Raw genomic sequence first — 24,497 nt, forward strand, 5'->3', positions numbered from 1 at the left:
GAAGACGGGGATGCAATTCCCCGTTTTTTCTAATCAAATATTTCTTTTCTCATATAAATTGTTGGTTAGGTTAGTTAATTGATTATTGAATTATAATATTATTGCCCCGAATCTTATACTCAAAAGGCTCTACAGTACTCAATGCCACTAAAATTCCTCTCACAGACTCTCTTTCAAAGGTCCCGGTAAATTTTAATGCTTTTAACTTTTCATTATTAAACTGCACTTCTACATCAAATGTCCTTTCAAGGATATTCGAAATATGTTCGAGTGTTTCGTCTTTAAATGCAATCTTATTATACATCCAGGATGTTTCGATTACGGTGGTGTCGCTTTTTTGAATATGGGTTACTTCGGTAAGAGCATTGTCTGTCTTGGTTAGGTTATTTTTATCGGCCTTGCTCAAATATTTCACAATTAGCTTTTCTGAAGGCCTCAAAGTCACTTTATCAGCGGGACGGTCCTTAAGGGTAACTTCTACCGTTCCCCTGATCAGGGTAGTTTCACTAAAACGGTCCTCAGGGTAAGATTTTACGTTAAATGCCGTACCCAATACCCGAACTCTCGTTTTGTCGGTATGAACTATAAAGGGTCGTTTTGAATCTTTCACTACGTCAAAAAATCCTTCCCCAATCAATCTAACCTCTCTTGTTTCACCCTCGAATAGTTCAGGATATAGAAGTTTACTTGCAGCATTCAATATAACTTTTGTCCCGTCGCTCAGAATAATAGTTTTTTTCGTAGCTCGATTTGTAGAAACAACATGAGTTGAGTGAGTATGCGATGGAGTTTGGAGGAAGAAGGTTATAAAACCTAAGATAAATATTGCTGCTATAGATCCTGCTATCCAAAAAGCCTTCCTGGTTATAACTCTCTGGCCGGGAGCTGACTCTTGAAATTTCGAAATCCCCCGCTTAACCCGTTCAAACAAAGCTGAGTCTGAGTGTGAGGAAAGATTTGATGTATCATTGGATAAATATTGCTTTAATAGGTCATATCGTTCTTTAACTTCACTGGCGTCAAGGAGCAATTTTAATTCATTCCCTTCAGTAACCGTTAGCTCGTCAATAAATTCCTTTGTTACTAATTCTATAAATCTGTCCTGTGATATCATGTATTACTCTTCTAGAACTAGGACACATTTATTTTGAAAATTACTTACACGCCGATAAAAAAAAAGTGACTAAAATAAATGGAAGTACGGAAATTATTTTTCGAATGACTGTGTTTGGAAATTTCACGTGCTCATTTGACAGCGTTGAATTGAGCTTTTTCATAGCCCTGTATAGTTGAGTGTGTACCGTTCTTACAGAAATATCTAAAACTTGGGCTACTTCAGCGCATTTCATTCTATCTTCTTTAACTAAAATAAATACAGCCCTGCATTGAAGTGGGAGAGAAGCAATAGCCTTATCCAGCTTCATCATGACCTCCTTTCGCTCAAATTCTTTATCTGGCCGGGAGATATCAATGATCTTATTTGTCTCCTCGTCCAAGGGAACTAATTCGATATAAGAATTATCTCTGAGATAATTCAATGCCTTATTTTTTACACTAACAAGCATGAATACTTCCGGATTCCTTACATGCTGCAATTTGCTACGATCGGTCCAGCAATTCACAAAAACATCCGACACAATTTCCTCAGCAATTTCCTTTTCAACGTACTGAAGGCCAAATATTAAAAATTTTGCATTCAGCATGCGGAACAATTGCTCAAAAGCCTTCGAATCGTTATTAAAGGTTATCCTTCTCCAACAGTTTAATATCTCGTTTTCTCGCTTCAATTTATTTAGATTATCACAGTACTAGTCTCAGAAAACTTAAAAAGCAATTATTAACAGGTTACAAAAATTTTGGAAGGTGACAATAAAGTAAAGGTTAACTGGTCAATTATCGAATCAAATCTGAAACCTTCGGAGTGCGATGTCTGTCAGAGAAATATATTATTTTCCAAGTAAAGACACCACTGGCTCAATTAACTTTCTTGATGCAATAGCATCTAGGTGTAAGCCATCATCTGTCATAGTTTCCATATTCAAGCCTGGTGTTCTGAATCCGTTGACGAAAAGACAATTATTCCGCGAAGCAATCTTCATAAAAGCCCTACTCATAGTTTTCATTCGTTTGTCGCCGCCCGCATACTTTTCTGTAGCTTCGGCTTTAAGGCCATATGGAGGTGGAGAAATGATAACTATCTTCGCCTTACGAATCGTTTCATAGCTGGACGTTTGAATTTTTATAATCAATTTTTCTAAATTCTTTGGCACTTCTTTCTGGCGGTTCGCAAATACTGCTTTTCCATCATTGGTACCGAGTTGAAGTAGAATAAAATCATACGGACGACTTTTAGTGTGTTCAGCAGCCATTTTAAGATTATTCTCAATTACAGCAAGAGAATTTAGGGTGCTGTCGCCAAGGTTAAGAAAACCGATAGTTCTACCCGATTTACTGATGTTGAACACCTCTGCATTCGGCATGGCGAGTTTTAATTGCTCAGGCCAGCTATGAATATAGGAACCATTACTGTCTCCAAGCGTTAGAATATTTAAGGATTTATCAGACAGCATAAGTGGCTGAGAATCGTTCAAAAGTTGATTCATTGCATAATCGGGCAGCATTTCGTGATCTCCCTCAAATATGGTTAGTTCCACATTACCATATTTCTTTTTTAAATATATTTTTCGGTCGCCTATCTTTCCAAAAACACCCAAAGGTCGTCGATGCTCAAGAAGGTCCACTTTCTCTTCCAATGAGACATAATTTAATTTATCTCTAACAGATAGGTCACTAAGCAATTTGTTATAGAAATTAATGGAGTGGGTGATCGGAACACTGCCTTGAAGTCCGTCATAAATACCAGCGAAAATAAAAACTTCGGAATCCTTAAGCTTCGATATGGGTGTATTCATGTAAAGGGGTGATTTCCTTCTCGCATTTTCAATATTAAATTCGTCTTTCGAACCTGTACAACTAAATATATCCGCCGCATATTTATTCTTAAGAATGGTACTCTCGTGAAACCAGGCTTCTAGGCTAGTTATTGAAGCCCATGCTGAGAACTTTTTGATTGTATGCCTTGAATTCATAAAGGTACTAAGTGTTGCATATCCCCCTCCGCTTACACCAATGACATAAATTTTACTGATGTCGACATTGGCATTCTTTATAGCAAACGAGATCGCATCATCAATATCGGCTAGAGCAAGTTCGCTGGAACAAGCATTATCTGTCCTATTTGCACCACGAAAGTTGGGATGTATGTAGTTCAGGTCCATCCGCTTGCAGATTGGGGCCACCTCATCTTTCTGCCTGTAATCTCCGCTCCAGGTATGCAACGACACAATGATGGGTTTGGGTTTACTTGCAAGGGTTTTATAGAAATAAGATTTCTGAATGGATGCGTCCTTGCTAGATTGAATTTCTACCACTTCAAATCCTGCTGGCCAAGTGGCATTTCTAGTATCGTCGAACTTAACGTATATTTCTCCACCTGGCTTCGCTATTAATGAATCTTTCGAAGTTACCTGCACCGGAGCTAAAACTCCAGGTCCTACCTTTTGTGCAAGGGAATTAACCGCAAACATTAGGTGTATAATTGTGCTAATAAATATGTATCTCATGAAATTCCTTACAGCCCCCACTAGATTCAACAAAAAGACGAAGTCCCCCACTTGACTAATTAAAAAACAATAGTTATCAGTATAAATATCTTGTTCTTACGGGTTTAAATAGTAGATAAATACACTGCGCTAAATTAGGTTCCATTTCAAAATAACTTAGGGAAATTTGTACGGAATATCGAGTCTTATCGATCAGAACATGTAATACAAATGTTCCAAAACCTAAATTTTTGGCCACCCCTATTTTATTAACAGTAGAAAATGTGTAAAAATTTACAGGGTTTAACAAATGGAATCTTTATCTAAATATCTGCGAAATTTCATAAATAATGAGATGTTGTCCATCCCATTCCAGGCTAAAACTCCATGATTTTCCGTACGAAATAACTTGCGTTCTTAACTAGCAGCAAATAGCTTTACTAAGATAAAAGTTCCGAAGAATGACGGCACACTAAATCACCACAATTAATATCGTGCATTACAATTTTTGCAGTTAGTATCTCATTTGGTAGCCTGGCAATTGGAATTTATTTTCCTATATCCTGCATCCATTTCATATGAATTATTCACCAATCAATTTATAAACTAATAATATGCAAACTAATTTTACTAGAAACAGGCTACCCGGCCGCGTAAACCTAAAAAAAGCGCTACTCTTTGTAGCATTATTCTTCTCAACATTTTCCGGTTTTGCTCAAAAGCAAATGGAGAAACTAAATCGGGGGGTAGTAGCCATCAGAACGAGTTCATCACAAGTATACGTGGGATGGCGTCTATTTGGTACAGACCCTTCCACCATTGCGTTTAATGTGTACAGAGGTACCACTAAAGTAAATTCTACTCCCATTACCACCTCAACAAACTATGTAGATAATACAAGCACCAACAGTAACTATACGGTTCGTCCGGTAATTAATGGTATTGAACAAACTGCCAGTGAGGTTGCAAGTGTGCCAAATACCGCATATTTAAGAATTCCTATTCAACAGCCCGCCGGAGGAACCACTCCTGACGGTGTTGCCTATACCTATCAGGCAAACGATTGTTCTGTTGCTGATTTGGATGGCGATGGAACCTACGACTATGTAGTGAAATGGGATCCCACCAACAGCAAAGACAATTCTTTTGGCGGATATACCGGGAACCAAATCCTGGACGGTTACAAAATGGATGGGACACATTTGTGGCGAATTGATTTGGGTATAAATATTAGGTCTGGTTCTCATTATACTCAATTCATGGTCTACGATCTGGATGGAGACGGTAAAGCAGAGATTGCCTGTAAAACAGCTGACGGCACCAAAGACGGAACTGGGACATTAATCGGAAGCGGAACAGCCGATTATAGAAATCAATATGGTTATATATTAACCGGACCTGAATTTCTAACCGTATTTAACGGCGAAACAGGGGCGGCAATGGCGACAACGAACTTTATCCCAGCTAGGGGGAATGTCTCTGATTGGGGCGATAGTTATGGCAATCGTGTTGATCGCTTTATTAGCACCATAGCATATTTAGACGGAGTGCGACCAAGTCTAATTATGGGACGGGGGTATTACACTCGTATGGTGAGGGTGGCCTGGGATTGGAGAAATGGAGAACTTACTCAACGTTGGGTTTTTGATACAAATACTGCTTTTAGCAATTACGCAGGCCAGGGCAACCACCAATTGACTGTTGGAGATACAGACGGAGATGGCCGTGATGAAGTATTTAACGGCTCTAGTGCGATAAATTATAATGGAACTGGATTCTGGAATAATGGATTGGGGCATGGTGATGCGCTTCATTTAAGTGACATGGATCCAGATCGTCCGGGGCAGGAACTTTGGCAGTGCTATGAGTCTCCAGGCAACAACGGAGGAATTGGGTTAGGATTACTTGATGCAAGAACAGGGGTTCCAATTTTCACTGTTGGTGGTTCTGGCGATATTGGCCGTGCTATGGCTGCCGATATTGATCCTGCTTATAAAGGATATGAACTGTGGGGAGCAACTGGCGGTCTCTATAGTTTGACCGGCAGAAGAATCACAAATAGTGTTCCATCAATGAATCATGCTATATGGTGGGATGCAGATTTGCAACGCGAATTGATGGACGGACCGGCTGTTGACAAATGGGTACCAAAGTCAAGAGCAGAAATAAGACTTGTAACTTTCTACAATATTATATCTGTTGGAACCAATAACGACACAAAGAGAAACCCTTGCTTAACAGCCGATGTACTCGGCGACTGGCGGGAAGAGGCTATTTTAAGAACAAGTGCTCAGGATGCACTAATTATATTTACAACGACAACTCCCGCAACAAACAGGATTTACACATTAATGCACGACACTCAGTACCGATGTCAGGTTGCTCAGCAAAACTCGGCCTATAATCAGCCTCCCCATCCAAGCTTTTATTTAGGTGGTGGAATGGCAACTCCTCCAAACCCCAATATTTATACAGTTGGTTCAACAACCATTGCCTCAGTTAAAAATAACTCTTCATTAATTCTAACGAACTTCGAAATCCCTAATACTGCGGTTTCAATATATCCCAATCCTACAAATTCCACTTTCAAAATATCTGCTAAGGAAGATTTCAGTTATACTATCGTAAATAGTGTGGGTGTTGAAATTGAGAAAGGAAAAGGAAGAGATGAGGTCACCGCGGGTGCGGGTCTTATTCCCGGTGTATATTTTATAAAAATAATGGGGCAGCAAAACAAAACTCTTAAAGTAATTAAAAACTAACATTAACCGGATTGGTGAATACAGGGAGTTAAGAATTTTCTTAACTCCTTTTTTTATGAATTGCTTAAAATTGCTTGAAGTATTAATTATTGAACATTTTACCAAACATGAAGGCCTATTGATGAACCACAGAATTGCTAACCCACTCTTTTATTAATTTTAATCGTTCAAAGACCTCACCGAAAGATCGAAAGGAAAATATTTTTATCTAGTTGTACATCAGCAAGTCCCGTCCTACCCTTGGGCTTCATGAATAATACATCTCAAAACCATTTGTCTGATTCTTTATTAGGAGGAAGCCATTGTTCCAAGCCTTGCTTCCTTAAGCTTTCCTGCAGCAATAGTATCGATTTAGCGTAAGCGATAAGACTATCTATTTTTCTTTTCGGATGATCCTTATTTTTACCGTTATCATACCAGCAAGGTGCAGGTTCCGTAGTTTGAGTCTATTTAAAGCTATCGTTGACAGAAGGGAATGATAGCTCCGTTTCTAAATTTACATAGCTTTAATATTTCAGCCATCCATATCTGATTGCTGATGGTCACTACACAATACTTATTACGATCTATATCTTCTTCGGATGAGCTGCAGGCGGAAAAAACCTATCATATTCAGAACAATAGAGAACGAAACCTGATATATTATTTAGGGCCTTTATCAATTTACTATTTGTTTTTTACCGAGAAAATTGTGCGGAATAACTGTTTAAAACATCAAAAAGAAGACTACACTCCTTATACAATCAATTACTCCTTAAACCTATTTGGTATTAGGTAGAATATGGCAACTAAAAATCGAGAGATTGCTAAAACTATTAATGCAATTAAAGCCATGCTTCTCAATAGCATAGTTGCCCAGTAAATTTTTCTTTTCATTTGAATAATTTTAATTAGTTATATAATGGTTTGGATAATTGGCATTCTAGATTATAGTTCACAAAATCAATTCACGATGCGAGGGATTCAGCAGAACCCTTAACAGTATCAATTTTGTTCTGAACATAATCATCAGTAAAGTTGGTGTCTCTAGGGATAATTTTACCGATAAAATTTTGCGGAATAACGGTTTAAAGCATCCAAAAAGAGAGAATACATACCGTAAACCTTTGAACCTATTTGGTGAGATAGCTAAAATTATTATCCAATTAAAGCCATGCTTTTAAAAAGCATAGTTGCCCAATAATTCACATTGCAAGGTTTTGAGCAGAACTCTTAGCAGTATCAATCTTGTTCTTAATATAAACATTAGTACAGTTGGTGCATATAAGGAAATACTACAGATAAAACTGAGGGAAATAATGGTTCAAAATGTTAGCAAGAGAATTACATGCTTTCTATATTCAATTACTCTTTTAAACCTATTTGCAATTAGGCAGAATATGGAAACTAGAAAGCGAGAGGTTATTGACTAAAATATAATTTGTAAAGAGAGCGAGCGAGCCAAATACTAAAAAAAGACATTTTTCAAAGAAGTATGTGTGTCTCCTCCATACTTTTCACCCTAAATATCTAATGCGCTGGACTTGACAAATTCTGATGGGGTGATTCCGAATTCAGCTTTAAAACATTTTCTAAAATAAGCTGCATCTGAAAAACCTATCATAAAAGAAACTTCATTTATGTTGAACTTTTTATCTTTTAAAAGTTGCTTTGACCGTTCTAATCTCATCTCCTTTATCAGCTCCGCGATACTCAAACCTGTCATTGTCTTTAATTTTGAATACAACTGAGTGCGTCCAAGTCCAACTACTTTACAGATATCGTCAACTGTAAAGTCAGGATTAGGTAGCTGTTGCTCTATACAAACCAAAACCCTTTTTAGCAGTTTCTCATCCGGAGATACAGGAATATCCCCGGAAGGCAGTAAGGATATTTCTTTCCTGTATTTTTCTTTTAATAGGTTTCTCGTAACAAGAAGTGATTTTATCCGTGCTGTTAAAAATAAAAGGTCGAAAGGTTTAGTAATGTAATCGTCGGCTCCGGTTTCAATACCCTCAATGCGATCTTCGATAGGTGATTTCGCTGTCAACAGGATTATTGGAATATGCGCTGTTTTTAGATCCGTCTTGATTTTTCTACAAAACTCCAGGCCATTCATCCCCTCCATCATTACGTCAGAGAGTATAAGATCAGGAAGCTCCTGCATTGCAACTGAAAGACCTTGAATTCCGTTTTCGGCTTCAAGTATTGAATAAAACCTTTCGAAATGCTCCTTCAGATATTTTCTCAAATATGGATCATCTTCTACAATGAGAATTAAGGGAAGTTTATCATTTATAAGCACTTTTTCAACTTTATTATTAAAAGAAGATACGGGCATAACTCGCAGCATACCATCGGTACCCGATTCGCTTATACTTTCAACTATATCTGGAAAATCATCGGTTGATAATTCAGCAGGCTGAATAGTTTCTCTCCGCATAGGAATTTCGACTTTAAAACATGTCTCACTTAAATTTTCTGTTAATTTGGAGCTATACGCGCTGATTGTACCTCCATGTAACTCTATTAGTCCTTTGCTGTATGCCAATCCTAAGCCTGTTCCGCTTTCGCTGCTAACTGATCCTTGTCTAAAGGGCTCGTAGATCAGCTCCATGTCTTCATCCCGGATCCCTTTTCCTATATTCACAATTTCGACTACAGCAAACTTGTCGACATTTGACTCCTTTATCCATATGGAAACCTTTATCGACCCAGAAGCCGTAAACTTCAACGCATTAACCAACAAATTGGCAATTACTTTTTCAATCTTATCTTCATCATAGTAAAAATTGCAGATAGGAGTACCAAGAACAAGTTCAATTCTAACATTTTTAATTTCTGCCAATGGCTTAAATCGAGAAATTAAGTTTTGTAGAAAGGACACAAGATTGCCGTTCTGGAGCCTTAACTCGATATTCCCTGTTTCTAATTTACGAAAGTCAAGCAGTTCATTAACTAATTTTAGCAAACGGCTCCCGTTGGTTTTCATTGTTACTAGTTGTGTTAACACAAGGTGATTCCCATCAAACAGCTCCAATAGCCGATCGATTGGGGCGAGGATTAACGTTAGAGGAGTTTTTATTTCGTGCGATATATTGGTAAAAAATTCAAGTTTATTCTGGTGAAGGTCATTTTCTTTCTCACGAATAAGTTCTTCATAAGCGAGCTTTGATTGCAATCGGGTAACCCGTGTGGAATAATAATGATACAAATAAGCGATAGCTACCACGATTGACGCATAAAATATGTAGGCCCATGTACTAGCCCAAAGCGGAGGATGAACCTCCATATTCAAAATTGCTGGTTTTAAATTCCATACACCATCGCTATTCGATGAAATAACTTTGAAAGTATAATTACCTGGTTCTAAATTCGAATACGTTGCAATCCTCCGATTGGCATCTGTTTGGACCCAATCTTTGTCAAATCCCTCTAATTTATAGGCATATTTATTGCTGTTGGGATTTGAATAATGCAAGCCAGCGAATTCGATAGCAACACTTTTATCGTCGTAAGTAAGTTCAACCTTATTGGTAAGATATAATGGCTTGCGGAGTATTATTCTACCGTTAACTTTTTCGTTAATGCCAACTCTCCGATTTAGTATTTGTAGCTCTGTTAACACAGTATTGGGAACAGTTTTCTCTGGTATTATACTTTTTGGGTCAAAGGCATTAAAGCCGTTATTTCCTCCGAAATACAGTTTTTTAGAGACCCTGCTTCTATACACCGCGCCATCAGAAAACTCGTTACTTTGCAATCCATCTTGTAATGTATAATTTCTTACGTGGAAAGTTTTCCTGTTCAATTGAGAAATTCCCTTTTTATGGCTGATCCATAAAATCCCGTTACTATCTTCTGTAATTGCAGCGATCGATGACTTTGGAAATCCTCGCGCCGAAAGGTTTGTAAAGACGTTGGTTTGCGGATCATATCGATCCAGGCCGTTGCCGGTGCCGATCCAAATAATTCCTTCACTATCTTCATAAATGCTATAAATCCTATTATCACTTAGGGAATTAGAATCTGGGATGTGAATAAAATGCTTTAATACAACCACAGAATTTCCTGCAACTGGCTTCATAACAACTATTCCCCCTCTCGATCCTCCTGTTCCCTCAGCTCCAGCCCAAATCTGTCCTTCACGATCCTGAACAACCACCCTCGAGTAAGTATCCAACAGCGAATTTATCGCCTCGAAATGTACAAAGGTGTTGGTAGCAAAATTGTATTTATAAATACCATCCCAGGTGGCAAAAAGCATATTATGCTCATTATCTTCTGTAATTCCAAAAACCGAAATGCCCTTTAGAATCTCGTTTGTAAAATCGCGAAATGCATTATTTGCTGAGTCGTAGTAATTCAGACCCACTTTTGTACCGATCCAAACCAGTCCCCTGCTGTCGCAATAAATGCTTCTTATCTGGTTGTCATTAATGGTATTGTTTCCACTTTTGACAATTTTACGATAACCCTTCCTTCCGATTACTGTGATACCTTTATCTCTGGTCCCAATCCATAAATCACCTCCCTTATCTTCACATATTGCTCTAACATCATTGTCTATTATAGATTTTGAGCTTAATGGATTATAATAAAAATGTTCGAAAGGCTTTAAACTTAAATTAGCCTTGTTTATGCCATTGCTAATAGTTCCTACCCAAAAAATATTATGATTGTCTTTATAAATATCAGTTACGTATGAATCATTCAGTGACCAGGGATCCACTACACTATGTCTGTAAACTTCCTTACTCTTTAAAAGCGCATTTGCTTCAACCAAAGAATTTGTTTTCAAGTCAATGCTCCAACTAAAGTCCTTGTAACTAAGCCTTAACGCTTCCACGTGCTTTCTGCGATTAGTGGAAGTTATGAATGACTCAGTAAGCTTAGACCTTGGAATCCTGTCGAAATTATCATGCTCATAATTATAGCGGCATAATTCATCACCATTAAAAGTCCGTATCCAAATATTCTGATCTTTATCTTTGATGATATTGTGAATTCTGTTATTGTTTATGCTCCGCTTGTCTTTAGGATCATATAAATAGGTTTTGAATGAATACCCGTCAAAACGACATAACCCATCCCAGGTTCCAAACCACATAAACCCATATTTATCCTTTATAATTCCATGAATTGTATTCTGAGCCAAGCCATCTTGAGAAGTGATATGCTCAAATTTCAAAACCGGGGTTTGTCCGTAAGAAAGTTTGAAATCACAAAAAAAACAGGATAACAGAAAACTAAAAAGAAAGGCTTTTTTAAATTTCAACATCGTAAACAACACGTAGGAAAGATAAATTTAAGTTTTATAATTAATGAACCACCTTAATTTTTTTCGAATTTAAAATCTATATCCACAGAAAGCCGAAAAAAGCCTCATCTTCCTTCTCAGACAACAACATCAATTAACTTTAAAGTTATAAACTTCAGAACTTGATGTATTTCCTTTGCTGTCTTTTGTCAGCACCTTCCAATAATAAGTGCTTCCCGATGACACAGCCACATCGCTGATAGCATTCGTTGTGCTATTCTCTTTTATCCTGGTCATGGTTGCTGCACTATTTCCCAGATAAACATCATATCCTGTTATGTCACTGTTCCCGTCAGCATCCTCTCCTACCCATGAAAGTGATATCTTGCCATTTACGGCGTTTATCGAAGCTCCCATCGCCGGAATCAGCTGATCGGCCGGGTAAGGCGCATACGAACTTCCTGCCTGGCCTGCATTGTAAAACTTCCACGTGGTACTTTGAGCGGTAGTGCTGACCTTACCAGATTTGGATATTACATACCAGGAGTACGGAGTAGCTCTCTGCAGATTCACCGACAACTGGGTTACGGTGGCTGCATGTGTGCTGATTGCGCTTGTGAGCAGGTTTTTAATTTTCACGTCATAGCTCTCTGCATTCGCTGCAGCATTCCAGCTAAGCTGAACTGTGCTCTCTGATGCCGAAATCACCTGCCCCTCATTACATGGAGCATTGTTCGCCGGGGCAACTAAAACTGCCTGAGATGGAGACACGTTCAAAGTCTCACCCGGCCCCGTCTTACTTTTTTTGCAGGAAACAATAGATATAATGATTATTGCAATTAGTACTCGCTTCATTTTTTAATAATTTGTGATGAACTTTCAGACTGCGCTGTTTTTATTTTAAGGATATAAGTTCCAGGCGCTAAGGACGAAAGATTAAGTTCGATATCCCCCGAACCTAAAACATGTTCTTTTGAATATACTTCTGAACCCGTGAGAGAAAAGATCGAAAGTTTTGCTGTTTTTGATAAATCATCTCCGAAATTGATAAATAAAGTTCCGTTAAACGGATTCGGATAAATCAGCTTCTTTGAGTCTAAAATCAAACTTTTGGTAAATATCCCCTGGCACTCTTTATCCGTACGGACAACAAGGTCGTTCTTGCCTTCTGCCAGATTCAAGGTAAAAGTATTCGAACCGGTTTTATAGATTTGTCCGTTCAGCTCAACTTCATAGGAGTTGCCTCCGGATAAACTTAAATAAACGGTTCTATCAGCGGGGTTAACTGATGAATAAACGGATAATGTGGCTGGCTCGGTGATGCGGACCTGGGGAGCACAAAACTTGTAGACAGCCTGGCCATCTACCGTAATACACACCTCGTAATTTCCTGCCGTTAAATTTGCAATCTCCAGAGGGGCTGCAGAAGTCAATAAGTACTCGGTACCGCTCCCGTTTAACTTCACTTTATAATTAAAGGCCGCAGTAGCTTCAATTTTGATCTTACCGTTGTTACTGCTCGAGCATGTTTCATCTGTGGCTGATATTTTGAAGTTTTTCGCCGGAAGACTGAATATCGAAGGAGCTGGCACAACTATCAATATTTGCTCAACAAGAGGTGCAGCACTATACATAGCATCGCCTCCCTGTGAAGCGGTAATGGTGGTTGTTCCTGTTCCAACAATATGTACAACGCCATTTGTAAGAGTTGCTACCGCTGTGTTCGAACTGCTGTAGCTTGGTGCTAACCCGGAAGTTGAAGTTGCGGATAAAGTAAAATCTGCATCGCCCACTGTCTTTTGAGGAAGATCCGAAAAAATGATGGTTTGCGACTTTTTATTTACCGTTAAAACTTGAGTAAGCGGAGTTGCTGCAAGATAGGTGGCATCGCCTCCCTGCGAAGCGGTAATAGTGGTTGATCCCGCAGAAAGTATATGAACATGTCCGTTTACGATTGTAGCGACAATGGGGTCTGAACTGGTATACGTTACCGGTAGTCCGGAACCGGCAGTGGCGCCCGGGTTAAAATCAGTATCTCCGACAAACTTAGCGCCAATAACAGGAAAACTTATAGTTTGTTGCACGATAGCTTTTATAGCAATATTAGGAGCAGGTGGAGCAGCCATATCGTAACCAATATAAAAGCTCGGATACGGCGGCTGGTTGTATCCGGAATTTTGCCAGGCAACTGCTGTACGGTATTGGGGATCGTGCATCAACGTATGAATTCGGTGCTCTGTTAAAATATTCGTTGTAAAAAGAATCAAAGCCGTATTATCCGAACGACGCAGAATCATTTCCTCCCGCCAGTCACCCATCAGGTCGGCGGTGAGGCAAGGGGTCTTTTTAGTATCATTGTTACTACTTACGGGTGCGTCATTATAGATTGTGAGGAGCCGACCCATAGAATTAGTCAAATAGTTCCATTTATCCATCACATTTCCTTCCAGCAGTTCACGCGCGAGATCCCCATCCCACCAAATGCCAAAATTGTACGAAGGTTTATTAGTGCTTATCTCATTACCTTTTACATCATAAAGATTACCTGAAGAACCCCACATTTCATAGCCTCTACGACTCGGATCAATATCAGCAGCTAATGAACGGCCAACATCACCTGTAGTGGGCACCCCCCAGATAGTTTGTCCGGTTTTGGCATCATACTGCCTCAAACCCAAAGACGCGTATTGACCAGGTGACTCAAGGTTGATCCAGATTTCCTGGCCCGGACGATCCGGATCCATATCAGTCATGTGCAAGGCATCGCCATGCCCCAGACCGTAAGTCCAAAGGCGTTTGCCATCGTCATTGATGGCGCTGGAGCCGTTTATCACTTCATCCTTTCCGTCGCCGTCCACATCCCCAATGGTCATCTGGTGGTTACCCTGGCCCGAATACGCTTCGTTAGCAGGATTGTTCGGATCTTTACTATCAAAGATCCAACGAAGCGTAAGCTGTCCGTTGCGCCAGTCATAGGCCGCACGTACCAGTTTATCATAATATCCGCGACCTATAATCAGGCTCGGACGGGCACCATCCAGGTAAGCTATAGCTGACACAAACCGGTCTTGACGGTTACCATAATTATCGCCCCAATCAGTTACCTGGCCGCGTGCAGGCTGGTAGGTGGTAGTTGCCATAGCAACACCGGTAAGTCCGTTAAAAACGGTCAGAAATTCCGGCCCCTGCTGCACCCATCCATTTGAATTACGGTAATCGACGGTTGCATTACCAATTACAACTCCCGTTCCATCTACCGTACCGTCAGCTGTTTTACAAACCATTTCAGCTTTTCCATCGCCGTCAAGATCATATACCATAAACTGGGTAAAGTGAGGACCGGCATTAATATTTTTTCCCAAGTTAATTCGCCATAATCGGGTACCATCAAGTTTATAGCAGTCGATGATTTGATCCCCTGAATATCCACCTGAGTTGTGATTCAATTTGGTCGGATCCCATTTGACAAAGATTTCATACTCACCGTCGCCATCCACATCTCCCACTGAGCAATCATTGGCTGAATAAGTGTAAGCCACGCCGTCGAACGTGGTACCACCGGCAGGAATTTGCATGGGTATGGATAATTGATTTTTTGACCAAACGGAAACAGGTGCCGAAGGAGCACCTTCTACTCCATTGATAACTGGCTTCACTATATAAACACCGTTGGTCGGGACATTATCTAAATAGTTGGTGGAGGTAGTAATCGGTGAGGCATTAAGCTTTATATCATCCCGGTAAAGGTTGAAGGCTATATTGGAAGGGTCGGTTCCCAGCATCCGCCAGCTCACAAAAACCTGGCTGGTTGTTTTCCGTACAGCAACTAACCCACGAGTCAAATATTCCATTTGCCTGGCAGTAGTAACAACCGCATCTGGTACAGCCAGAGTATTTAATCTTAGTGTGTTGCCATAAGTAGTATTTCCGTTGTTTATGGCATAGCCTCTTACATAATATAAGGTAGATGGAGCGAGACCGGTTATGCTTACATTAAATGATCCGGTACCACCAGAAAGATCTGCTATTTTGGAATTGGCTGTTGTTGGATTAGCACTGGTGCCGTAAACAACTCCCCTTTCTGTAATAGGTGAACCACCGTCAGAGGTAATATCGACTGCTGTTACTGCCGAGCTAGTCGTGATAGCGGATAAAGCTTTAGTTGTAAGGATTGCAGGTGCGGCCGGCGGAGTGTAAATCCGGACAATAGGGGTACTTATAGCAATTGAATTAGACTTGGTATAAACGATGTATGGATTTTCAGTTCCAGCAGCAATGGTGAGGGCGCTTGTTGGCTCATCGATCCCTCTCGTTACTGCCGGATCTCTGAGTTCGGTCCACGTTGAGGAGCCGGCGGCTTGCATAAAAACTCGAGCTACGTTACTAAAGGCTGTCGAGATCGCATCCACAAAAGAACAATACAAATTACCGGAGACATCTCTGATAAGGTTAAGATGGGGGGCATCGCGGCTAGAAAGAGCAGTAGCCGAACTCCAGGTATTATCAGCTTTGTTATACACAATAATAGTTGCCTTATTACTGTTACCCGTGTTAAAATAAGCAATCGTCGGATTACCAGATGAATTAAAGGCCATAGTAGTATGGCGAATACTAGTCACAGTTGAAGGTACTGGTTCCCAGGTTCCTCTATTAAATTTGTATAAAGCCAAATTTCCTGTAGAGGAGGTGGCGGAAGATAAACTGGAAAAGGCAAGCCATTGTACATCCGCTTCATCAATAACAAGACTGGGAGCGACAATTTTTGCAGCAGCATCCACAGATCCTGTTCCTACCGTCACCCAGGAAGTCCCATTGAACTTCTTCACATAGGGAGTAAGTTCTGCACCTTCACCGAAAGCGATATAAGGATTATTATCGGAATCAAAAGCCAGCGAACTTCTTTGCGTGGAGCTATATTGTGAAACAGTACTGGTTACCGAGCCGGTAGAGACATACAATTGATTAGGGTCGCTATTTAGAGGTTCCCAAATTTGAGTAGCAGCATTGTAAATCTTAACAGCAAGTTTATTTCCGTTTGCAGCATCTACATATGTCACATAAAGATTATTCGTTTTGTCAAGATAAATCCGTGTGTAAGTAAGATTTGCACCTATGTTATCACCTAACTGCTCCCAGGCACCTGTGCTGGTGTTCCGCTTTTTTACCTTTACAACAGGACCAGTGTCTCTGTAAACCGCAAAAGGAATATTATCCAAAACTGCGATGGATGTATAACTGGAAGCATCGGAAGAGATTTGACTTTCATTCCCAAGAATTGTCCACTGCTGTGCAAATGAATTTACACTAGAAAGGCTTAATATTGTAAAAGCAGCAATTCGTAAAGTCAGCTTTCGTAAAGCGGAATCCGATAAACTTAGTAAAGCAGTAAGTCTTATAGCTTTTTGCCATTTTTGACTTAATTTGATCGGCAAATAACAACTAAGCAGTAAAATAACTTCTCGTAAAAATTTCTTCATATTTTGTTTATTAATCGGTTCATCCCCTCTGGTCTTCATTCCTAACTAATTGCATTAAGCCAGGCTGTGTCATTAGCTTTTGAAAGCGGGGGTTCAAAAAGGCAAAGTGAAGATTTACCATGAAAATTAAAAAAGCCGGTCTTTCCACGGACCGGCACCAAACAACTACCAAATATCTTATGCTAAATAATCCTCAATTAGGTTCACCGTTAGACCGTTTACACAATGAGAATAAAATTAAAATAAGTCTCAAATTCGGACCCGCTAAAATCGTTCGTTTTATCGCGTATAATTGGTCACATTTTTAAAAAAACTGTGATAAATCACGCTGATGCATCTAGATGGAGCAGAGGCTGCCAGCAATCATTTAAAATTGTGCCACGTCGAACAAGGCTCCAGCTCTAAACCAAAGACAGGATTATCCATAAATCCGAATGCTTTTGCTTGCAATTTGGTGGATCCACGTATGAGTTCTTCTTTGCGGAACACCCCTGCCACTGAATCAACTACCCATAATTAATCTACCATTCATCTATATCAGATAAGATAATCGCTCTAACTGTCGTACAATTATGCCGCTTATTCCGTACGCTATTACAAAGCCTTTCCACATTGGCGCTGTAACTTTACTTCCCTTATAAACCCTTAAAAAAGGAGATGTTGGGCTTCGTCTGGCTTATAATCACTAAGCCGAACTTATTCATTAGCTATTATTATCCTCTTGCTTACTTAACCTATTTTATATAATGATTTGCTCCATTTTTTTTACTAACTAATTTAATTTGTATGAAAAAACTTTTACAAAACAACAAGCGGTGTATCGCCTTTTCCGTCTTTCGAGCAGCATTTTTGTGCATGGCAATACTACTAAGTAGTAATATTAAATCCAATGCTCAGTCTTGGGCTTCCCTCGGACTTGAAAATGACGTATCCTTGGGCACTAAGCACTCAAGTTGGTCATCAGTTACAACCATAGAGACGCCCTCTGGCACCGTTCCATATGTGGTTTTTGCCGAAAATGGTTCAACCGGATCAACAATTACTGCAGCCGGTCCGGTAAGAGTAAGACGATATGTAAATAATGCATGGGAGGATGTTGGAACCAGTGGTCTATCAGCCTTGGGATTTCATACCAATATTTTTTCAGATAATAATGGAAAAGTGTATGTTATCTACGCTGATATGACCGCATCGGGAAAAATGGCTGTAAAAACCTATGATGTAATTAACAATACGTGGATCGCATTAGGAGGGCTAGAGCATATCTCTACGGGTTCTGTTGTGTGGTCCGGTCATGCCAATTTCGACAGGCCGAATCCATATTGGATGGCTTTTGATAAAAACAATAATCCCTACGTGGTGCACACGGAGCAGTCGGAAACTAATAAACCATACGTTAAGCGGTTTATTAATAATTCCTGGGAAACTTTGGGTGGAACTTCCGTTTCCGCAGAGAGGGCAGCGGGCCTAAGTTTGGCAATTGACCAAACAACCGATAATGTTTATGTTGGGTATGTAAATATTCTTGGCACTGGTACTACAAATAGCAACGGAAGCCTTACACTTGGTATTTATAATGGCAGTGCTTGGACAACAAAAGCTCCTTCTACTGTATTAACTGCCCGCCATTCGACTATGGAATTGGATGGGAATAATAACCCTGTTTTTGCATTTACAAATACCGGAGGTAGTAATAGGGCAAATATTATTAGATATGATAGAACCGCAGAAACTTGGGGTACTCCATTTACTTTGTCGACAACTACACAAGGAGTTGGAACAATGAAAATGGCAAGAAGTCAAAGAGGGGATATTTATATCGGCTTTATGGATAACATTACCCCTAAAGTATTTAAGTTGATGTCTGGTGCCACTACATGGGAGCAACTATGGGATGGTGCAACAGCAATTGATACCAATGGGGACCGTGTAGGCCTTGCAGTAGGTAAAAACAACAAAGTGTACTTTTCGTATGTTAGAGCAAACGCTAGTAATTTTGGTACAGTGAGAGTTAAGGAATTTACGGGCCCTGTAACTTTATCTTACACTGGCAATACAGCGTTTTGTCCGGGCGCATTGCTGCTTACATCTTCGGCAGCTAGCAACAACCAATGGTTTCTCAACAGCGTTGCGATTGATGGAGCTACGGGGACAACATATACACCAATCGCTTCAGGTTCATATGCTGTTAAAGTTGTTACTGATCCAGCTGCCACTCCTCTTACGTATAGTATTTCATCAAACTCTGTTACTGTAACAGCTAATCCTGCCCCAACGGCAAGTGTAACTGCTAATGGTGCCTTAAGTCCGGGAGTTGTACTAAGCGCTCCAGCCGGTTACACCTACCAATGGAGCAAAGACGGAGCAGATATTTCCGGAGCCATCAGTGCAGATTATACCACTACATCATCGGGATCTTACCGTGTGAATGTTACATTAAATGGCTGTTCAACCCTCTCAGATGCGCAGGTAGTACTATCGGCTCCAACGATCACTGCGGGCGGAGCTTCGACCTTTTGTCTGGGCGGTAGCGTGGTATTAACTTCCTCAATTTCTGGCAATAATCAATGGAAAAAAGATGGGGTAGATATTAGCGGAGCAATTAATGACACCTATACAGCAACAGGATCGGGGGTATTTACAGTTGCTACTTCTGGAGTTAATTCTTCCAATTCGATAACAGTTATAGTTAATCCTTATCCAACGGCTACTGTAACCGCAAATGGCACCTTGGTTACCGGAGTTACTTTAAGCGCTCCAGCTACTTCGGGTTATACTTACCAATGGAGTAAAGACGGAGCGGATATTTCCGGAGCTATCAGTGGAGATTATACCACTACATCAGCCGGTACTTATCGTGTGAATGTTACATCAAATAGCTGTTCCGTTCTTTCAGATGCGCAGGTAGTTTCCAGTTCAATACCGGCTCCGACTATTAGTGCCGGCGGGCCAACAACCTTTTGTCAGGGTGGAAGCGTAGTATTAACATCTTCAAACCTTAGTGGCAACCAATGGAAAAAAGATGGCGTCGATATTAACGCAGCTATCAATAATACTTATACAACCACCGAATCGGGAACTTATACCGTGAGTACATCCGGCGTTAATTCGTCTAATTCGGTCCCTGTTACCGTTAACCCTGCTCCTACTGCGGCGGTAACCGCGAGCGGTTCTTTAGTACTTGCAAGCGGCGGAAGCGTAGTGTTAACTGCGAATGCAGGTACAGGCTATACTTTCCAGTGGACAAAAGATGGAGTGGATATCAACACAGCAACAAGTGCGAATTACACCGCTACAGCAACGGGATCTTACCGGGTTAAAGTGGCCCTTGGCTCTTGTACAACAATATCAGATGCTTCGGTTATTACAGTGACTCCGACAATCAGTCATTCAGGTTCCACAACTTTCTGCCAGGGAGGAAATTTAGTCTTAACATCTTCAGCAACAAGCGGAAACCAGTGGAATAAAGACGGCGTAGCTATTTCAAATGCAACAGGCCCAACCTACACGGTTACCTCATCAGGATCCTATACAGTAAGCAATGGCTCTACTACTTCAACATCAGTTAATGTAGTTGTTAATCCAACGCCGACAGCAACTGTGACCGCAGGTGGTCCGTTGAACTTTATTATCGGTGGAAACGTAGTCTTAACTGCCAATCCAGGTACAGGTTATACTTTCCAGTGGACGAAAGATGGCGCAGATATCAACACAGCAACGAACGCGAATTATACTGTCACTACAGCGGGCTCTTACCGCGTAAAGGTTACATTAGGTTCTTGTACAACAGTCTCAAATGCAACCGTTGTTACTGTTACCATACCAGTTCCGACAATTAGTTATACTGGCTCTACAACCTTATGCCAGGGAGAAAACTTAATATTAACTTCTTCGGCTGCCAGCGCAAATCAATGGTACAAAGACGGAGTGGCCATCTCTGGTGCGAACACTTCAACTTACACAGTAAACTCTTTAGGTACATATACAGTAACAGCATTGGGATCTATCCCTTCCAATGGAGTGACTGTAACAGTTAATCCTCTGCCACTGGCAAATATTACTGCAGCTGGCCCTCTGGACTTAAGAACTGGCGGAAGTGTTGTATTAGTAGCGAGTACAGGCGATAATTATACCTATAAATGGTTCAGAAACGGAACCTTGATCACGAATGCGACTACAAATAATTACACAGCTACACAGGGTGGAAATTACACTGTAGAGACAACGAAAAATAGCTGCGTGGTAATGTCATCAGCAGTTACAGTGGGCATGAATTTCTATCTTCCGCAAACTAACTTCAGGGTTGCTGTTAATGGAGAATCTTGTAAAACAAGTAACAATGGAAAAATCAAAGTTACCACCGTGCAAGATCTAAATTATACCGCTCAACTAATAAAAGACGGTGCAGTAGTCGATTACTCATTTGATAATGATCTTGAAATTCTGAATCTAAGTGCCGGCACATATTCTTTGTGTATCTCTGTAGTTGGGGAGAGCAGTTACAGCCAGTGTTTCGATAATCTTGTCATTGTTGAACCGCAGGATTTAGCAGTTTTTGCCTCCGTGAATCAATCAGATAAAACGATTACTCTTGATTTGAAGGGTGGTAAAAACTATAACGTTAGAATAAACGGTGTTAGTAGCAAAACTACCCAAAGCAGCATTACCCTTGCTCTTTCACAAGGTGACAACAAAATTTCAGTGTCGGCAGATAATGAATGTCAGGGCGTGTTTGAGAAATTAGTAACCTTAGATGATAAAATATTAATATACCCAAATCCTTTTGATGATTTCTTAAAGCTTACTCTAAGCAGTAGAAACACATCGAAAATTTCAGTTTCAGTGAAATCTTTAGAGGGTAAGCTGGCATATGCAAAGCAATTTGACTCTGCATCCAATATCAACCTAGACCTTTCTCACCTTACAAGTGGGATTTATCTATTAAAACTATCGCTAGACAATTCTGACTCATATTACAAAGTAATTAAAAGATGAAAAAACTAATTTTAACTATAGGAATATTAACGGTATTATTTGGTTGCCGGAAGGACAAAACTCCTGCTCCGGCGATAATACCCGATCCGGAAAAAGCAACACTTATATCTCCGGCTCAAAATGAAGCTTGTCTTACTGGAACAGTAGTTTCCGCAACTGAAAATTCTGTCACTTTTAAATGGTCAAATGCTGTAAATGCAGATAGTTATCAGGTAACTCTCAAAAACCTTGAGGACAATGTAGAAAACGTTCATAGCTCGTCAGACAATGAACTGACATTGATACTCAGGAAGAATACCCCATATAGCTGGTCTGTTACTTCAAGGGCATCAAGAACGACTGCTAAAGCAAAGAGCGAAATCTGGAAGTTTTTCAACGCAGGTTCCGGTGAGATATCTTATGCTCCGTTTCCCGCTGAGCTTCTTACCCCTACGTTCGGGCAATCTGTAACTGCGGTAGATAATAAGGTTACATTAGATTGGGAAGGATCGGACGTTGATGAAGACATCGCAAGCTATTCCGTGTTTGTTGGTACAAGCAAAAATGCGCTTTTATCAGTAGCTCAGGATATAACAGGGTCTGTCTTCTCAGCTACAGTAACCGCAAATACAACTTATTACTGGAAAGTGGTAACTAAAGACGCTACTGGTAACACATCCCATTCAAGCGTTTCGCAATTTAGAGTAAACTAAAAGGTTCTCCTTTATTAAAGCCCAACTTCCAGGTTTAAGACCTGGAAGTTTGGGCTTTTTTATTTAATAAAAATTCATTTTTCAAAAAGCATTATTTGGAATACTTTTGGTTACTGTTTATACATCACAAAAAGGCTTATCCTACCGTTATAATTCTACCTGTTTAGTGAATTTAACTGCTTTTATCTTAAATGCCTATTTTTTCGACGTACACTATTTGCCAGGAAATTTATCTTGGCCAATTTCTCATTCTGTTCTTCTTGCTATTTTGCTACTCTTTCGAAAGCTAATGCGGTCTAAATTTAGAATTACAATAAAATGGAGACGTTGTTGTATCTGCTATTTATATATTTTGCTCAACTTAAGGAGTCTTTATGATATAGCTCCTAGCCATAAGCTTGTCTGTTTAAATCATAAAATTCCCATTCGCCGTTTTAGGAAAAGTATCAGTTACAGTGATTAAATTATAATTAAAATTATGAAAAAAACATTGAGTCTATTGTTTATTCTAGTACTATCAACAATTGTTGTTGCGCAAACAATTAACATACAGCCTGGAAAATTAATAAAAAGTGAAACTCTTGCTATTCTGTATTTGGTTAATAAGCCACCAATAAAAACATATTTAACAAATCTTATTTATAGTATTTCAGACGTTGATAGTGAAGTATCGCCTCCCTATAATGAGATTTTAAAAATTGTGAAAGTGTATGCCAAGGAGGGAACTGTATTCTTGACTAAAAAAGAAATTTTTAAAATGTTTAAGGTTCCAAAAGCCAAATATAACCTGCCAATTTTGGTAGATGCTCGTGTCATAAATTTAAAATCTCCCTTGCTAGGAGTAAAATCAAATATAAAATCAGTTGATATTAACTTCTCAAGTAATATCAATTCTGAGGTAATCCAAATTACTACGTGGGAACGTTACAACTTTGAGCAAAAATTAAAAGCCGATACCTCCCATATGAGGCTTTGGATTCATTAAATGCGTTCATCTTAATATTTATTTTCAAGGAAGCCTCGGGGCTCCTTTTTTATTGTAAGCTTACACTCTTGTGTAGTGACCTTGTTTCGGAGATTTTTGCGAAAATCATCTTTAAGGTACACAAAGGAATTAAAGAAGGAGTTGGATACAAAAAGTCGCGAAGGCCTAAAACAATATTTTATTGACCGATAGAGTGTAGTTATATAACCCTCTAAGTACCGTGAATTAATGTGGGAGGTAATTGTGGCACCGGTAGTTTATTAAGAAACCTATTTGAGTACTGTTTGCTCTCACTCTAGTAGACTGCAATCCGTATTTCAAAGCTATCGAGGAAATCCTTCAGTTTATATTGTAATATAGCTCATTCTACTTGCTTTTTTGCTGGTTTTTCAATTTGCCAGGTTCTTAAATTGTTTGATAACAACGAAAATAACGCTGTTAACTAACTTAAGAACGGTTCTGGTAAATCACGCTTATAGAGGCTATAGTTTAGTTTTAGTCAGTTCTATACTCAACTGAAGGTGCTTTCGACGCAGATGTATTTTACACCTCAAACTCGGTTTACTAAATATTCCCTAAACCAACACTCTGTTCTTGTTGGTATTGTCCGTACTAACATTTCCACCGATTTTTATGATTTATTATTGTAAATAAAAAGGAACTTCCGCAAAGTCTCAGTTATATAACTATAAACAATATTGAAGATGCGGCCGTTCAAGATGCAATTATCTTTTTCACTTATTAG

At 39.6% G+C, this 24,497-nt stretch carries 10 protein-coding genes; 4 read left to right on the plus strand and 6 right to left on the minus strand.

The annotated features are described in order from the left end of the window. Nucleotides 1–82: 82 nt before the first annotated feature. From WG906_RS03310 to WG906_RS03320, 3 genes are all read right to left on the minus strand, one after another. On the minus strand, nucleotides 83–1,114 hold the full coding sequence (locus WG906_RS03310) for a FecR family protein (protein WP_339991097.1): 1,032 nt from the start codon (nucleotides 1,112–1,114) through the stop codon (nucleotides 83–85). A 40-nt stretch (nucleotides 1,115–1,154) separates the two neighbouring features. Further along, the gene (locus WG906_RS03315; RefSeq protein ID WP_339991098.1) at nucleotides 1,155–1,787 is read right to left on the minus strand and encodes an RNA polymerase sigma-70 factor; all 633 of its coding nucleotides are present in this window, start codon (nucleotides 1,785–1,787) and stop codon (nucleotides 1,155–1,157) included. 159 nt (nucleotides 1,788–1,946) lie between these two features. Beyond that, the gene (locus WG906_RS03320; RefSeq protein ID WP_339991099.1) at nucleotides 1,947–3,623 is read right to left on the minus strand and encodes a GDSL-type esterase/lipase family protein; all 1,677 of its coding nucleotides are present in this window, start codon (nucleotides 3,621–3,623) and stop codon (nucleotides 1,947–1,949) included. 593 nt (nucleotides 3,624–4,216) lie between these two features. Between WG906_RS03320 and WG906_RS03325 the strand changes: the two genes are divergently transcribed. After that, nucleotides 4,217–6,364: a rhamnogalacturonan lyase family protein gene (locus tag WG906_RS03325; protein ID WP_339991100.1), complete on the plus strand. Its 2,148-nt coding sequence runs from the start codon at nucleotides 4,217–4,219 to the stop codon at nucleotides 6,362–6,364. A gap of 1,501 nt (nucleotides 6,365–7,865) precedes the next feature. On the opposite strand, the gene WG906_RS03330 is transcribed toward WG906_RS03325, so the two are convergent. The 3 genes from WG906_RS03330 to WG906_RS03340 form a co-directional block, all read right to left on the minus strand. Continuing rightward, on the minus strand, nucleotides 7,866–11,624 hold the full coding sequence (locus tag WG906_RS03330) for a hybrid sensor histidine kinase/response regulator transcription factor (RefSeq protein ID WP_339991101.1): 3,759 nt from the start codon (nucleotides 11,622–11,624) through the stop codon (nucleotides 7,866–7,868). Between the two features lie 129 nt (nucleotides 11,625–11,753). After that, the gene (locus WG906_RS03335) at nucleotides 11,754–12,458 is read right to left on the minus strand and encodes a hypothetical protein (protein ID WP_339991102.1); all 705 of its coding nucleotides are present in this window, start codon (nucleotides 12,456–12,458) and stop codon (nucleotides 11,754–11,756) included. Beyond that, nucleotides 12,455–17,080, minus strand: coding sequence for a rhamnogalacturonan lyase family protein (locus tag WG906_RS03340; RefSeq protein ID WP_339991103.1), 4,626 nt, complete (start codon nucleotides 17,078–17,080; stop codon nucleotides 12,455–12,457). Before WG906_RS03340 ends, WG906_RS03335 begins: the two co-directional genes overlap by 4 nt. Nucleotides 17,081–17,935: 855 nt before the next feature. Here WG906_RS03340 and WG906_RS03345 point away from each other — a divergent pair. The 3 genes from WG906_RS03345 to WG906_RS03355 all read left to right on the plus strand — a co-directional run bounded on the left by WG906_RS03345 (nucleotide 17,936) and on the right by WG906_RS03355 (nucleotide 23,752). Beyond that, nucleotides 17,936–22,075 (plus strand): T9SS type A sorting domain-containing protein, encoded by a 4,140-nt coding sequence (locus WG906_RS03345; protein ID WP_339991104.1) that lies wholly within the window; start codon nucleotides 17,936–17,938, stop codon nucleotides 22,073–22,075. Next, nucleotides 22,072–22,767 carry a fibronectin type III domain-containing protein gene (locus WG906_RS03350; RefSeq protein ID WP_339991105.1) on the plus strand — a complete coding sequence of 232 codons (696 nt, stop codon included), beginning with the start codon at nucleotides 22,072–22,074 and terminating at the stop codon, nucleotides 22,765–22,767. The genes WG906_RS03345 and WG906_RS03350 overlap by 4 nt, the downstream gene beginning before the upstream one ends. A 478-nt stretch (nucleotides 22,768–23,245) precedes the next feature. After that, nucleotides 23,246–23,752, plus strand: coding sequence for a hypothetical protein (locus tag WG906_RS03355; protein WP_339991106.1), 507 nt, complete (start codon nucleotides 23,246–23,248; stop codon nucleotides 23,750–23,752). The last annotated feature ends 745 nt before the right edge of the window (nucleotides 23,753–24,497 follow it).

The sequence above is a fragment of the Pedobacter superstes genome (assembly GCF_037622515.1).
GTDB classification, from domain to species: Bacteria; Bacteroidota; Bacteroidia; order Sphingobacteriales; family Sphingobacteriaceae; genus Paradesertivirga; species Paradesertivirga superstes.